A 13823-nucleotide genomic window follows, 5' to 3' on the forward strand; every position below is an offset into this window, starting at 1 on the left:
GGGCCATAGACTTCCGGGCAATCGCGCCAGCGCGAGCCAGATTTCAGCATGTGCACGATGCCGCTGATCACGCGTCGATCATCGACCCGATGGGCTCCCTTGCGCCCTCGCGGCAACAACGGCTCAACCCGCCGCCATTCCGCATCGCTGAGCCAGTAGACCTGCTTTGCCATTCAAGCCTCCCTTCCGCTGAGATGCTTGAATCACAAACTAATTTCAGATGGAATCCCTATTGAGTACAGACCCTAGGCCGGGACGACAGCATCAATGCTTCTGCGCGTAAAGCAGCGGCACCGCCGAATCCACCACCACCTCGACCAGGCTCGTGCCTTCGAACGTCATCGCGCGCTGTAACGCTCCGCCCAGTTCCACCGCCTTCGTCACCCGCACCGCATCGCAGCCCATGCCTTCGGCGAGCCTGACGAAATCGATCCCCGGCAATTCCAGCCCGGGCACGTTTCGCACTTGCATCACCTGGCTGAACGAGCGCATCGCGCCGTAGCCGGAATTGTTGATGACGACGATGGTGAGCGGCAGCTTGCGCTGCGCGGCGGTCCACAGCGCCTGGATCGAATACATCGCCGAGCCGTCGCCGATCAGGCAGACCGTGCGTTGCTTTGGCTTGCCGAGCGCCATGCCGACCGCGGCGGGCAGGGAGTAGCCGAGGCCGCCGCTCGCCATGGTGTAAAAACTGTCCTGGCCGCGCATCGGCATGAATTTTTGCATTGCCGGCCGGTGCGAGGGCGCTTCCTCGACCAGCGAGCTGCCATCCGGCATGGCCAGCGACAGCGAATGCAGCAGGAATTCGACCGGCAGCGGATCGCCGGCCTGCGGCGCCGGCGGCAGCGTGCGGCCCTTTGGCGTGGCGCGCCTGCTCTCCGGCAGGAGATCGAGCAGCAGGCCAAGCGCCGGCTTCATCGTCGCGATGATGCTGGTGCCGGCCGGTGTCACCGTGGCGGCATCGGGGTCGTCGGTGATCTGGAAGATCGTCGCGCCGCCGTCGAAGATCGCGGCATGCCCCTCGACATGGAAGGTAAACACCGGTGCGCCGATGACCACGACGAGATCGTGCTCGCGTAATGCATCGGAGAGCTGCGCGGGCGAGGCGTGCAGGAAGCCCGCGAACTGCGGATGCCGCTCGGGGAACGAGCAGCGCGCCGAGAACGGGCTGACCCAGACGGACGCCTTCGCCTTCTCCGCCACTTTCACCATCAGCTCGMCCGCGCCGGCGCGGTCGACACCGGGGCCGACGACGAGAGCAGGGTGTTTTGCTGAACCGAACGCCGCGACCAGCGCCTTCATTGCTTCCGGCTCGGGTCCGATCTCGCGGCTGACCTTGCGCGCCTCGATCGGCGCCGTGGCATGCGCCCAGTCATCGATCGGGATCGACACGAAGGTCGGCCCGCATGGCGGCTGCATCGCGGTGTAATAGGCACGCGCAATCGCGGCCGGCACATCCTCGGGCCGCGCCGGCTCGACGCTGTACTTCACATAGGGCCGCGGAAACTCCGACGCGCGCTCGGCATAGAGGAATGCCTGGAGCGGCAGGATCGAGCGCGCCTGCTGGCCCGCGGTGATCACCAACGGGGTCTGGTTGCGGTGCGCGGTGTAGATGTTGCCGAGCGCGTTGCCGACGCCGGCCGCCGAATGCAGATTGACGAAGCCGGCATTGCGCGTCGCCTGCGCGTAGCCGTCGGCCATGCCGACCGCGGAGGCTTCCTGCAACGCCAGCACGTAGTCGATGTCGCCGGGCCAGTCGCTGAGGAACGGCAGCTCGGTCGAGCCGGGATTGCCGAAGACGCGTCTGATGCCGAAGGCGCGCAGCAGGTCGAGCGTCGCCTGCTTGACGGTGACGGATTTGCTGCCGCTCTTGCCGTTCTTGGACATGGTTTCCGTTCCCGAATGCTTATTGTTTGGCTCGTCATTCCGGGGCGCGAAGCGAACCCGGAATCTCGAGATTCTCAGGTGCGCAATTGCGCACCATAGTTCATCGCTACGCGATGCCCCGGAATGACGAACATCACCACACCGCCGTGCCCTTCATGGTCGGCTGCCCTTCCGCGTTCGCGGTCCACAGCTCGATGCTCTCGCCGCCGTCATTGGCGTTGATGGAAAACTCGCTGCCTTCGAACAACGGCTGAAGCCCGCGATACGAAAATTTCTTCGGCGGCTTGCCGCCGCGCAGCTTCGCGGCCATCTCGATGATGAGCGCCGCCTGCAACGGGCCGTGGAAGATCAGGCCCGGATAGCCCTCGACCTTGGTGACATAGTCGCGATCATAGTGGATGCGGTGGCCGTTGAAGGTCAGCGCGGAATAGCGGAACAGCAGCACCGGATCGGAGACATGCGTCTCGCGGTGCTGCGCTTTCGGTGGCGGAGGCGGGGCCTTGGCTGGGGCCGCGGGCGTGGTCGTCATCTCGCGATAGACGATGTCCTGCCGCTCGCGAAGCGCGATACCGCGCGGCGAGGTCACGGTGTGCTCGACCGCGACGAAGCACAGCGTGCCGGTCGATCCCGTCTTCACCGTGACGTCGGCAATGCGCGAGGTGCGCGTCGATTCATCGCCGACGCACAAGGGTTCGATGAATTCGATCTCGCCGCCCGCCCACATCCGGCGCGGCAGCGGCACCGGCGGCAGGAAGCCGCCACGGGTCGGGTGGCCGTCGGGGCCGAGCATCGACATCGGAAACACCGGCTGCGCCAGGCACCAATGCACCGTGAACGGCGCGGCATCACCCTTCGTGGGTTCGCCGACCTCCTGGAACAGAGTCGCGCGCAAACCCTTCACGAGTTGCGCGGTGACGATGTCGGTGGCCTCCGTGCTGCGGCCGATCCATTGCCGCAGATGATCGATGTCGAGCTTCCCGGTCATGACGCCTCGCTCTGTTATGTCTTCGATTGGGGCCGTTCGCCGATGCCGGGCACGGCGCCGTAAGCGCGGGTCTCGCCGACGACGATCGGCGCCGGCGCGGGATAGCTGACGCGGCCGTTCGGCGTGTCGACCTCGATGCGGCGCAGATGCGGATGGTTGGTGAGGTCGGCCATGGTGTTGACCTCGGCAAACGCGATGTCGGCATCGGACAACCGCTTCAACAGCTCGTCGCGCGTCATCTTGGCAAAGGCGTCGGCCACCGTCTTGTCGGTGAAGTCGCGGTTGCGCACGCGCTCGACCATGTTGGCGACGCGCGGATCGCTCGGCAGATCGGGCTGGTCCAGCACCTCGGCGCACAGCGTCTTCCACTCGCGCTCGCTCTGGATCGAGATCAAAATGTCCTTGCCGTCCTTCGACGTGAACACGCCATAGGGCGCGATCGAGGGATGGCGGAGACCCATGCGCTTCGGCGGATTGCCGGCTTCCGAGTTGAGCAGCGGCACGGTGCACCAGTCCGCCATCACATCGAACATGGAGATGCGGATGTCACAGCCCTTGCCGGTGCGCCCGCGCGCGATCAGCGCCTCCAGGATCGCGGCATGCGCGGTGGCGCCGGTCGCGACGTCGACGATCGACATGCCGACCCGCGAGGCGCCGTCTGGATTGCCGGTGATCGATGCCAGCCCGCTCTCGGCCTGGATCAGCAGATCATAGGCCTTGCGGTGCGCGTAGGGGCCTTCGTCGCCATAGCCGGTGATGGTGCAGGAGATCAGCTTGGGATAGTCCTTCAGCAGGCGCTCGCGCGAAAAGCCGAGCTTGTCCATCGAGCCGGGCTTGAGGTTCTGCACCAGCACGTCGGCGCTGGCGATCAGTTTCTCCAGTTCGGCGCGGCCCTCCTTGGTGGCGAGATCGACCACCGCCGATTGCTTGCCGCGGTTGAGCCAGACGAAGTAGCTGCTCTGGCCCTTGGCCGCCGCGTCATAGCCGCGGGCGAAATCGCCCTCGGGCCGCTCGATCTTGATCACCTCGGCGCCGGCGTCCGCCAGCCGCGACGAGCAGAACGGCGCGGCGACCGCCTGCTCGACCGCGATCACCCTGATCCCGTCCAATGCTCCCATGATTGCTGCCTCAGTACGAGCGGGGCATGCCGAGCACGTGCTCGGCGATGAAGGACAGCACCAGGTTGGTCGAGATCGGCGCCACCTGGTAGAGCCGCGTCTCGCGGAATTTTCGCTCGACGTCGTATTCCTCGGCGAAGCCGAAGCCGCCATGGGTCTGAACGCAGGCATTTGCCGCTTCCCAGGACGCATCCGCCGCCAGCATTTTTGCCATGTTGGCTTCCGCGCCGCAGTCGAGCCCGGCCTCGTATTTGCGCGTCGCCTCCTTCACCATCAGCTCGGCCGCGCGCATCGCAGCATAGGCCTTGGCGATCGGGAACTGGATGCCTTGATTCTGACCGATCGGCCGGCCGAACACCGCGCGCTCCTTGGCGTAGTTCGACGCCTTGGCGATGAACCACTTGGCGTCGCCGACGCATTCCGCCGCGATCAGGATGCGCTCGGCGTTCATGCCGGAGAGGATGTAGCGAAACCCCTTGCCCTCCTCGCCGATCAAATTCTCCGCCGGCACCTTCATGTCGGTAAAGAACACTTCGGTGGTGGCGTGGTTCATCATGGTGCGGATCGGGCGGATCTCCAGGCCCTTGCCCTTGGCCTCACGCATGTCGACGATGAACACCGAGAGACCGTCGGTGCGCTTCTTGACCTGATCTTTCGGCGTGGTGCGCGCCAGCAGGATCATCAGGTCGGAATGCTCGGCGCGGCTGGTCCAGATCTTCTGGCCGTTGACGATGTAGCCGGCATTGCCGTCCTTGCGCGCGAACGTCTTCAGCGAGGTCGTGTCGGTGCCGCTGGTCGGCTCGGTGACGCCGAAGGCTTGCAGGCGCAGTTCGCCGCTCGCGACCTTCGGCAGATACTTTGCCTTCTGCTCGGCATTGCCGTGCCGCAGCACGGTGCCCATCGTGTACATCTGGGCGTGGCAGCCGCCGCCATTGCAGCCTGCGCGCTGGATCTCTTCGAGGATCGCCGCCGCGGCGGAAAGCTTCAGGCCCGCGCCGCCATATTCCTCGGGGATCAGCACCGAGAGATAGCCGGCCTCGGTCAGCGCATCGACGAAGGCCTTGGGATAGGCCATCTCGCGATCGAGCTTGCGCCAATATTCGCCGGGAAACTGCGCGCAGAGCTTTGCGACGGCTTCGCGGATGTCGGCGTGATCTTCGGTGTGGTGCTCGTCTTGCTTTTCTTGGCTCATGGCGTTTCCCGTTCGTAGCGGCAGTTAAGATAACGCCGGCCAATCCCCTGGCGTTGTGAAAACAACGCCATCCCCCTATGCTCATTTGCTATAGCGTATGGAGTAGCCTTCCAGGATTGGCAAGCATGGATTTCCGGCAGCTCAGGACCTTCAGTTGTGTGGCGGAGCTCGGCAGCCTTTCGAAGGCCTCCGACACGCTGCGCGTGGCGCAGCCGGCGCTGAGCCGGCAGATCAAGCTTCTGGAACACGAGCTGCGCGTCGACCTGTTCACGCGCAACGGCCGCGGCATGGTGCTGACCGAGGCCGGCCGCCTGTTGCTGGCACGCACCTCCGGCATCGTGCGCCAGATCGACCAGATCCGCGACGACATCCAGTCGGCCAAGGGACCGCCGTCCGGCCAGGTGGTGCTCGGCCTGGTTCCGACCGTGAGCTGCGTGCTGTCGGCGCGTTTCGCGCGGCGCTGCGTCGAAAAATTTCCGGGTATCTCGCTGCGCATCGTCGAGAGCTACAGCGGCCATCTCGTCGAATGGCTGCATCGTGGCGAGATGGATCTCGCCATCCTCTACGGCCGCTCGGCCGATCTGCATCTCAACGTGCAAAGCCTCGGCCGCGACAACATCGTCGCGGTCGGCCCGCGCGGCTGCGGCCTGGCGCGCAAGAAGAGCGTCGACATCGGCTGGCTGCTGCGGCAGCGGCTGGTGTTGCCCAGTCATTCGCACGGCCTCCGCGCGCTGATCGAGCATGCGGCCGCCCAGCGCAAGATCAAGCTCAACGTCCAGCTCGAGGCGGATTCGTTCCGCGTGCTGACCAACCTGGTCGAGGAGGGGCTTGGCTTCGCGTTGCTGCCGCCCTCGTCGGTGCATGGCGAGGTCGCGGACGGGCGGCTTGAAACCGCTGTCGTCTCGAAGCCGATGACGCGCGAGCTCATTTTCGCTTCTCCGATCGACCGCCCGGCCTCGACGGCCTCGCTCGCCATCACCGCCCTGCTGCGCGACGAGGTCGCCGCCTGCCGCAAGGAAGGCGTCTGGGACATCAAGCTGAGTTAGATGCTTTCAAGGCGGTTTAGGACAGAAGGGCGCGTGCGGCCCATCACATGTTGTGCGAGCTGTCATGCCGGAATTTTATAGCTGGGGTGTCGCCGCGCTCATCACTGCGAGTGTGGCCCGTATCTGCATCCAGAACCTCGTCATTGCGAGCGCAGCGAAGCAATCCAGACTGCCTCAGCGGATAGATCTCTGGATTGCTTCGCTGCGCTCGCAATGACGGAGGATAGGGCTCAGCCCGGAATCCTTACCGGCAACGACTCATATCCCTTGATGAAGCTGGAATAGATCCGCTTCGGTTCGCCGACCACATCGATGCGGTCGAAGCGCTTGAGCATCTCTTCCCAGACGATCTTGAGCTGGAGCTCGGCGAGCCGCATGCCGACGCAGCGGTGGATGCCGAAGCCGAAGGAGAGATGGGTGCGCGGCCGCGGACGGTCGATGATGAACTCCTCGGGCCGGTCGATCACCTCCTCGTCGCGGTTGCCGGAAACGTACCACATCACGACGCGGTCGCCCTTCTTGATGTGCTTGCCGCCGATCTCGGTGTCCTGGAGCGCGGTGCGCCGCATATGGGCGAGCGGCGTCTGCCAGCGGATCACCTCCGGCACCATGGTGTCGATCAGCGCCGGATTGTTCCGCAGCTTCTCGTACTGGTCCGGGTTCTCGTTCAGCGCCAGCACCGAGCCGGTCATGGTGTTGCGGGTGGTGTCGTTGCCGCCGACGATGAGCAGGATGATGTTGCCCATGAGGTTGTCGGGGTCCATGAAGCGGGTGGCGTCGCTATGGGCCATCAGCGACAGCAGGTCGTTGCGCGGCGCGGAATTGACGCGCTCGTTCCACAGCCTGGACATGTAGGCGTAGCACTCGTCCATCTCGCGGCGGCGCTCCTCGGCCGACGCAACGATGCCGCTCTTGGGCAGCGCGGTCGCGACGTCCGACCAGCGCGTCAGCTTGCGACGCTCTTCCCAGGGGAAGTCGAACAGGGTCGCGAGCATCTGTGTCGTCAATTCGATCGAGACGCGCTCGACGAAGTTGAAGGTCTCATTGCGCGGCAGATTGTCCAGCACGGTCTGCGAGCGCTGGCGGATCAGTTTTGCGAGTTCGTCCAGATGGGTTGGCGTGAACATCGGCGACACGGTCTTGCGCTGCGCCGAATGCTGCGGCTGGTCCATGGCAATGAAGCTCGGCCAGTCATAGCCCTGCGGCACGTCGCGGATCCCGATGCCGCCGAGCGTCGAGTCGGAGGAGAAGGTGCCGTGATTGGTGTCGACATGCATGATGTCGTTGTATTTCACCACCGACCAGTAGGGCTCGATCGGCGCATTGGTGCAGTAATGCACCGGCTCTTCCTTGCGCAGCCGCTCGAACCAAGGCCACAGCGTGTCGTCCTGGAACAGCCGGGGCGCGCCGGGATGGAATTGCGAAAGCGGCGTCGCATAAGCCTCCTCGCGGGCCCTGCGCATGCGTTCGGCCTTGTCGGTTTTGACCGGAGTCTGAATGTTCATGTGATAGCTCCAGTGTTTGAATCGGGGCGCCGGACGCACTTCACCTCGCCCCGCTTGCGGGGAGAGGTCGGATCGCATCGTTAGATGCGATCCGGGTGAGGGGGACTCTCCACGATTCGGCTGTCACCGTCCCCGTGGAGACTCCCCCTCACCCCACCCTCTCCCCGCAAGCGGGGCGAGGGAGGGAAGCACCGGCGCATGTCACGCCTCACGCCGCAATTTTCACCGGCAAGGTTTCAAGTCCCTTCACGAAACTCGAATAGACCCGCTTTGGTTCGCCGACCACGTCGATATGATCGAACCGCTTGAGAATCTCTTCCCAGATAATCTTGAGCTGCAATTCGGCAAGCCGCAAGCCGACGCAGCGGTGAATGCCGAAGCCGAACGAGAGATGCGTGCGCGGCCGGGCGCGGTCGATGATGAAATCGTAGGGCTTTTCGATCGCGCCTTCGTCGCGGTTGCCCGAGACGTACCACATCACAACCTTGTCACCTTTCTTGATCTGCTTGCCCCGGAACTCGAAGTCGGCGAGTGCGGTGCGGCGCATATGCGCCAGTGGCGTCTGCCAGCGGATCACCTCCGGCACGAAGCTGTCGAGCAAAGCAGGGTTTTCGCGCAGCTTGCGGTACTGTTCCGGATGCTGGCTCAGCGCGTAGATCGAGCCCGACATGGTGTTGCGGGTGGTGTCGTTGCCGCCGACGATCAGCAGGATGAGATTGCCGAGGAAGTTCCTGGCATCCATGTCGCGCGTCGCAGCCCCATGCGCCATCATCGAGAGCAGGTCGCTCTTCGGCGGCTGCTCGATGCGCTCCTTCCAGAGGCGCGCGAAATAGCCGGCGCATTCCGTCAATTCGGCCTGCCGCTCGTCTTCGGTGGCGACGAGGCCGTCGGGACCGGGAATGGTGGTGGCGATGTCCGACCAGCGCGTCAACTTGCGGCGGTCCTCCCAGGGGAAATCGAACAGCACCGCGAGCATCTGCGTGGTGAGCTCGATCGAGACGCGATCGACCCAGTCGAACACTTCGCCGCGCGGCAGGTTGTCCAGGCACTCGGCCGAGCGCTCGCGGATGCTGAGCGCGAGATTGTCCAGATGCGTCGGCGTGAACATCGGCGCCACGGTCTTGCGTTGCGCCGCGTGGCGCGGCGGGTCCATCGAGATGAAGCTCTCGCGGCGCAGGTCGGGATCGATGTCGCGGATGGTGATGCCGCCGAGCGCGGAGGCCGAGGAGAACACCGAATGGTTGGTCTCGATCTCCATGATGTCGTTGTAGCGCGTCACCGACCAGTACGGCCCGAACATCGAGTCCTTGCAATAGTGCACGGGATCTTCCCGGCGCAGGCGATCGAAATAGGGCCAGAACGTATCGGTCCTGAACAATTCGGGATCRCCCGGATCGAACTGTTCAAGCGGCAGTGATGAGGCGCGCGCGCGCAATGCGTCGAGCTTTGCCGCGCTTTCGATGGTCCCGTGCATGACCGCTCTCCCTGACGTGAACCGCGCGCTTTTTTATGAATTCTGCGCTGCGGTATTTGATTTGCAATTACAACCCGTTGTCTGCGCCGGAGCAAGGGAGAGTTTTGCCACATCCAACCTTTGCGAGAGGTAGGGGGCGTAGGTGCGTAGCCCGGATGGAGCGAAGCGCAATCCGGGATTCGGGCCGCCATTGGCGCTGTCCCGGATTGCGCGGAGCCTGTCATCGGGCGGCGCTTCGCGCCGACCCGTTGGCTCCATCCGGGTTACGAAGCGTGACCTGTCGCACGCCGCTCGACCTGAAATCATGCCAGAAATCGCTCGAAACCGAGGGAAAATCGAACCCGGCGATCTTGGGGATCGACCAACCTCTGATCTATAGTTTGAGCGGACCAGGTCCGCATCCCGAGGTTGCTGCCGTGAACGATTTGCAATGGGCTCCTATCGGCCCGCCCCAACCAGTACCGCCGCCGCTGCCGCCCACGCGGGTCGACTTCTCCGGTGACCGCAGCGAGTTCCGCAAGATGGTCACCAAGGGGGCCATGCTCGAGCTGGTCACCTTCGGCTTCTACCGCTTCTGGCTGGTGACCGACATCCGCCGTCATCTCTGGTCGAACACCGCGATCGACGGCGATGCCGCCGAATATACCGGGCGCGGCAAGGAGCTCCTGATCGGCTTCCTGTTCGCGCTCGCGATCCTGGTGCCGATCTATCTCGCCTATTTCCTGATCGGCATCGAGTTCGAGCGCTGGCAGGGTTTTGCCTCGACGCCGCTGTTCATCAGCTTCTACGCCTTCGGCCAGTTCGCGATCTATCGCGCGCGGCGCTACCGGCTGACGCGCACGGTCTGGCGCGGCGTGCGGTTCTGGATGGACGGGTCGGGCTGGGCCTATTCGTTCCGCGCCATGCTGTGGGGCCTGCTGGTGTTCCTGACCCTCGGTCTGGCGCTGCCCTGGCGCGAGGCTTCGCTCGAACGCTACAAGATGCAGCACACCCATTTCGGCGATCTGCGCGGCGATTTCGCAGGCGACGGCTGGACGTTCTTCAAGCGCGGCTGGTGGCTGTGGCTGCTGAGCCCGATCGCGCTGGTCATCTTCCCGCTTGCCCCGTTCTTCTATGCCCAGTTCAAGGCGCGCGAGTGGCGCTGGTGGCTCGACGGCATCCGCATCGGCGGCGTGAACGTCTCCTCGAATTTGCCGACCAACGCGTTCTACGGCGTCTACTGGAAAGTGATCGGCTGGTGGATGCTGCTGAGCGTCCTGTTCGGGCTCTACATCGCCGCCGCGACCGGGCTGGTCGCAGCCTTCGGCGGAGCGCCCGCCGGGCCCGACGCGTTCGCGCGGAGTATTCCGCTTCTGTCCATGATGGTGATCGGCTATCTTGCCCTGGCGCTTGCGCTGAACGTCGTCATGCGGATGTATCTCCAGCACGATATCTGGGTGAAAGTGCTTGAGACCGTCGAGGTGCATGACATTGGCGCGGCGGCGGATGTGCGCGGTCGCGGCGAGCTCGCCAGCGCGCTTGGCGAAGGCTTTGCCGATGGGCTCGATGTCGCAGGATTCTAGGTCGTGACCGACGTATCTGTCGAGGCGGCGGCCCGGCCCGCAAAGCCGACGATCCTGTTCGACGGCGTTTCGAGCCGCAGGCGGCAGGTCACGCTGAGGCTCGGTGACGCGCTCGAGATCGTCGAGGCGGGCGAGGCCGAGGGAGCGCAGACGATCGCGTGCTGGGCCTATCCCGACATCCGCCGTGCCGACAGCCCCGCCGGCATCTTGCGGCTCGCATGTACCTCCGCGCCGCCACTGGCACGGCTCGAGATCCGCGACGCTTCGCTCGCAGCGGACCTGGTCGCGCGTTGCACACGTCTCGACGAGCACCAGACCACGCGCCGCGGCGTCGCAAAGATCGTCGGCTGGTCGGTGGCCGCCGCCGTCTCGATCGTCTGCGTCGTGCTGTTCGGCGTGCCGCTCGCCGCCGACCGTCTCGCGCCGCTGGTGCCGAAACCGGTCGAGCGGCGGATCGGCGATGCTGCCGAGGTTCAGGTGAAGACCATTTTCGGGCGCGCCTCCTGCAATGATCCGGCCGGTCAGGCGGCCTTTTCCAAGCTGGTCAACCGCCTGCGCGATGCCGCCGGCCTTGACGACGATTCCATGACGGCCGGTGTGCTGCCGTCCTCGATACCGAACGCCTTCGCGCTGCCGGGCGGCAAGGTCTTCGTGCTGAAGGCCCTGCTCGACAGGGCCGAAAGCCCCGACGAGCTCGCCGGCATCCTCGCCCACGAGCTCGGCCATCTCAAGCATTACGACAGCATGCGCGGCCTGATCTACAACGGCGGCACCTCGTTCCTGATCGGTCTGCTGTTCGGCGACGTCACCGGCTCCTCCGCCGTGATCTTCGCCTCGCGCAGCGTGGTCGAGGCCTCCTATTCGCGCGAGGCCGAGACCGCCGCCGATACCTTCGCGATCGAGATCATGCACAAGCTCGGCCGCTCGCCGAAGCCCGCGGCGGAGTTGATGTTCCGCATCACCGGCAAGGAAGGCGGAAGCGGCTTCACCATCCTCGCAAGTCACCCGTTGACCGAGGACCGCCTCGCCCGCATGACCAGGGAAGACCGCCCCGCCAGCGGCCCGCCGCTGCTGACGGACAAGGAGTGGCAGGCGCTGAAGGGGATCTGCGGCAGCGGGAAGGTGTGAGCCTGCTTATCGCGTCCCGTAAGCGCGGTCGCCGGCGTCGCCAAGGCCCGGCAGGATAAAACCGTTCTCGTCGAGGCCTTCATCCACCGCCGCCGTCCAGATCGGCACGTCCGGATGCAAGCCCCGCAGCCGCTCGAGTCCTTCCGGAGCGGCGATCAGGCAGGCCAGCCGAATATCCTTGGCGCCGCGCTCCTTCAGCCGGTCGATCGCGGCCACGGCCGTATTCGCAGTGGCGACAACCGGCGTCACCACGATGGCGAGGCGCTCGCCGAGATCGGACGGCGATTTGAAGAAATACTCGACCGCGGCAAAGCTGTGCGGCTCGCGGTAGAGCCCGATATGTGCGACGCGCGCGGTCGGCACCAGATCCATCATGCCGTCGACGAAGGTCGTGCCGGCGCGCAGCATCGGCACGAACACCAGCTTCTTGCCCGCGATCTTGGCCGAGTGCATCGTCGCCAGCGGCGTCTCGATGACGGTGTCGGCGAGCGGCAGGTCGCGCGTCACCTCGTAGCAGAGCAGCATGCCGATCTCCTTGATCAGCTCGCGGAAGGACTTTGTCGAGATGGACTTGTCCCGCACCAGTGTCAGCTTGTGCTGCACCAGCGGATGATCGACGACCGTGACGCCTTCCATGATCGGGTGCTCCTGAAATTCATCGATGCGCAATACTGCGGATGAATAGATTAGAAAACCGTGCCGTCGCTGATCACCTTGAGCGGCGGCGAACCATCGGGACGGCGCGCGAAGGCGATCGCGCGGCCTGCGGCCCAGGTGCCGCCTTCGAGAATGCTGGCGAGCGGCAATGACTCCGGCGTGCGGCCGAGTTTTGCGCGGACCAGCTCGGCGAGCCGGTCCAGCAACGCGACGGTCAGCGCGCGCCACTCCACGACGAGCAGCGAGTCCACCGCGTGCGCACGCTCGGCATCGGCGGCATCGCGCAGCCGCAGCACCTCGTGATCGACGAACAGGCCGCCATTGCGGTACTCGGCAAGCCCGGTCAGGCCGTCGATGTCGGTCACGTCGAAACCGGCACGCTGGAGCGGCTCGATCAGCGAATAGCTCAGCCATTGCGACAGCTTGTGCAGGGGGACGAGGCCGGCGGTCGCATCATCGGCCTTGATCGCTGGATGGCGCCAGCAATCGCCGAGCGGAATCCCGGCGAGCTCGAGCCGCGACGGCCAGATCGGCCCGAGCTGGTTCAGCACCGCCGACAGGATGGCGGGCGCGGGAAGAGTGCCGTTGTTCGCCTGCGCCGCGATGTGATCGAACAGGCCGCCCGGCCGCGGCGTGTCGTGCAGACCGAAAACCGCCGCGCGCTCCGCCACCAGCCGGCCCAGGCGCCGCAGCAGATCCGTGCGTCCTTCGAGGCCGAGCAGCGGATTGGCATCCGTCACCTGAAAGGCGGATGTGAGCGCGGCGAGCGGCAGTTTTGCCAGCACGTCCGCGTCGACCCGGAAAGGCGCGTGCGCGCCGCTGGAAAAGAGACCGCTTGCGAACATGTCGAGGCTGGCGATCGCAAGCCCCTCCGACCGGCCGATGGCTTCGCCCGTCACCGCGTCCCGATAGCGCCACGCCGCGCCGGCGCCGGCATCGAGCAGCACGCTGACGATCGCAAGATCGAACTCGGCGCGCGCCCGCGCGGCGCGGTCCGGCCACGCGACCTTGCCCGCAAGCCGCGCCCAGCGGTCGACGCCATCAAGCACAAAATGCCGCCAGCGCGCATGGAAGGGAATCTCCAGCGTCGGATAGGCTTTTCGCGTGACCGCGAGCACGGCCTCGGCAACGCCGTCCATGCGGTCGAGATCAACAGCGAAATGGTTGAGCCCGCCGGCAAGGCCGATCTGAAGCATCTCACCGGCGCGCGCGCGAACCGCTGCTGCGCTGAGCAGCGAGCGGGCCTCTCGTTCCAAAGCGTCCGCCATC

General features: G+C 65.3%; 12 protein-coding genes. 3 read left to right on the forward strand and 9 right to left on the reverse strand.

Going from position 1 to position 13823, the window contains the following annotated elements:
• From ACXJMY_RS34595 to ACXJMY_RS34615, 5 genes are all read right to left on the reverse strand, one after another.
• Positions 1–173 (reverse strand): transposase (locus ACXJMY_RS34595; RefSeq protein WP_456623835.1); only part of this gene is annotated, 173 nt, incomplete at its 3' end.
• 91 nt (positions 174–264) lie between these two features.
• The gene (gene mdlC, locus ACXJMY_RS34600) at positions 265–1887 is read right to left on the reverse strand and encodes a benzoylformate decarboxylase (protein WP_456623838.1); all 1623 of its coding nucleotides are present in this window, start codon (positions 1885–1887) and stop codon (positions 265–267) included.
• A gap of 133 nt (positions 1888–2020) precedes the next feature.
• Entirely contained in the window at positions 2021–2872 is an 852-nt protein-coding gene (locus ACXJMY_RS34605) for an FAS1-like dehydratase domain-containing protein (protein WP_456623839.1), read from the reverse strand.
• Between the two features lie 14 nt (positions 2873–2886).
• Positions 2887–3990, reverse strand: coding sequence for a CaiB/BaiF CoA transferase family protein (locus ACXJMY_RS34610; protein WP_456623840.1), 1104 nt, complete (start codon positions 3988–3990; stop codon positions 2887–2889).
• A 10-nt stretch (positions 3991–4000) separates the two neighbouring features.
• On the reverse strand, positions 4001–5182 hold the full coding sequence (locus tag ACXJMY_RS34615; RefSeq protein ID WP_456623841.1) for an acyl-CoA dehydrogenase family protein: 1182 nt from the start codon (positions 5180–5182) through the stop codon (positions 4001–4003).
• A 125-nt stretch (positions 5183–5307) separates the two neighbouring features.
• On the opposite strand from ACXJMY_RS34615, the gene ACXJMY_RS34620 reads away from it, so the two are divergent.
• On the forward strand, positions 5308–6228 hold the full coding sequence (locus ACXJMY_RS34620; RefSeq protein WP_456623842.1) for a LysR family transcriptional regulator: 921 nt from the start codon (positions 5308–5310) through the stop codon (positions 6226–6228).
• Between the two features lie 230 nt (positions 6229–6458).
• On the opposite strand, the gene ACXJMY_RS34625 is transcribed toward ACXJMY_RS34620, so the two are convergent.
• Both ACXJMY_RS34625 and ACXJMY_RS34630 read right to left on the reverse strand, forming a co-directional pair.
• Positions 6459–7733, reverse strand: a complete 1275-nt coding sequence (locus ACXJMY_RS34625) for a cytochrome P450 (RefSeq protein ID WP_456623843.1) — start codon at positions 7731–7733, stop codon at positions 6459–6461.
• A 208-nt stretch (positions 7734–7941) separates the two neighbouring features.
• On the reverse strand, positions 7942–9207 hold the full coding sequence (locus ACXJMY_RS34630) for a cytochrome P450 (RefSeq protein WP_456623844.1): 1266 nt from the start codon (positions 9205–9207) through the stop codon (positions 7942–7944).
• A gap of 350 nt (positions 9208–9557) precedes the next feature.
• Between ACXJMY_RS34630 and ACXJMY_RS34635 the strand changes: the two genes are divergently transcribed.
• Both ACXJMY_RS34635 and ACXJMY_RS34640 read left to right on the forward strand, forming a co-directional pair.
• Positions 9558–10769: a YjgN family protein gene (locus tag ACXJMY_RS34635; protein ID WP_456623866.1), complete on the forward strand. Its 1212-nt coding sequence runs from the start codon at positions 9558–9560 to the stop codon at positions 10767–10769.
• Between the two features lie 3 nt (positions 10770–10772).
• A complete protein-coding gene (locus tag ACXJMY_RS34640) occupies positions 10773–11897 on the forward strand; it encodes a M48 family metallopeptidase (RefSeq protein WP_456623845.1) in 1125 nt (374 codons plus the stop codon).
• A 6-nt stretch (positions 11898–11903) separates the two neighbouring features.
• On the opposite strand, the gene upp is transcribed toward ACXJMY_RS34640, so the two are convergent.
• A complete protein-coding gene (gene upp / locus ACXJMY_RS34645) occupies positions 11904–12533 on the reverse strand; it encodes a uracil phosphoribosyltransferase (protein ID WP_456623846.1) in 630 nt (209 codons plus the stop codon).
• A 50-nt stretch (positions 12534–12583) separates the two neighbouring features.
• Positions 12584–13822 (reverse strand): URC4/urg3 family protein, encoded by a 1239-nt coding sequence (locus tag ACXJMY_RS34650; protein ID WP_456623847.1) that lies wholly within the window; start codon positions 13820–13822, stop codon positions 12584–12586.
• Position 13823: the final 1 nt, after the last annotated feature.

The organism is Bradyrhizobium sp. P5_C12, assembly GCF_054049735.1.

Bases quoted from the DNA above. Each gene is read 5' to 3' on its own strand.
- ACXJMY_RS34605 (WP_456623839.1), bottom strand. From the start codon at position 2,872: ATGACCGGGAAGCTCGACATCGATCATCTGCGGCAATGGATCGGCCGC.
- ACXJMY_RS34610 (WP_456623840.1), bottom strand. From the start codon at position 3,990: ATGGGAGCATTGGACGGGATCAGGGTGATCGCGGTCGAGCAGGCGGTC.
- ACXJMY_RS34615 (WP_456623841.1), bottom strand. From the start codon at position 5,182: ATGAGCCAAGAAAAGCAAGACGAGCACCACACCGAAGATCACGCCGAC.
- ACXJMY_RS34620 (WP_456623842.1), top strand. From the start codon at position 5,308: ATGGATTTCCGGCAGCTCAGGACCTTCAGTTGTGTGGCGGAGCTCGGC.
- ACXJMY_RS34625 (WP_456623843.1), bottom strand. From the start codon at position 7,733: ATGAACATTCAGACTCCGGTCAAAACCGACAAGGCCGAACGCATGCGC.
- upp (WP_456623846.1), bottom strand. From the start codon at position 12,533: ATGGAAGGCGTCACGGTCGTCGATCATCCGCTGGTGCAGCACAAGCTG.
- ACXJMY_RS34650 (WP_456623847.1), bottom strand. From the start codon at position 13,822: ATGGCGGACGCTTTGGAACGAGAGGCCCGCTCGCTGCTCAGCGCAGCA.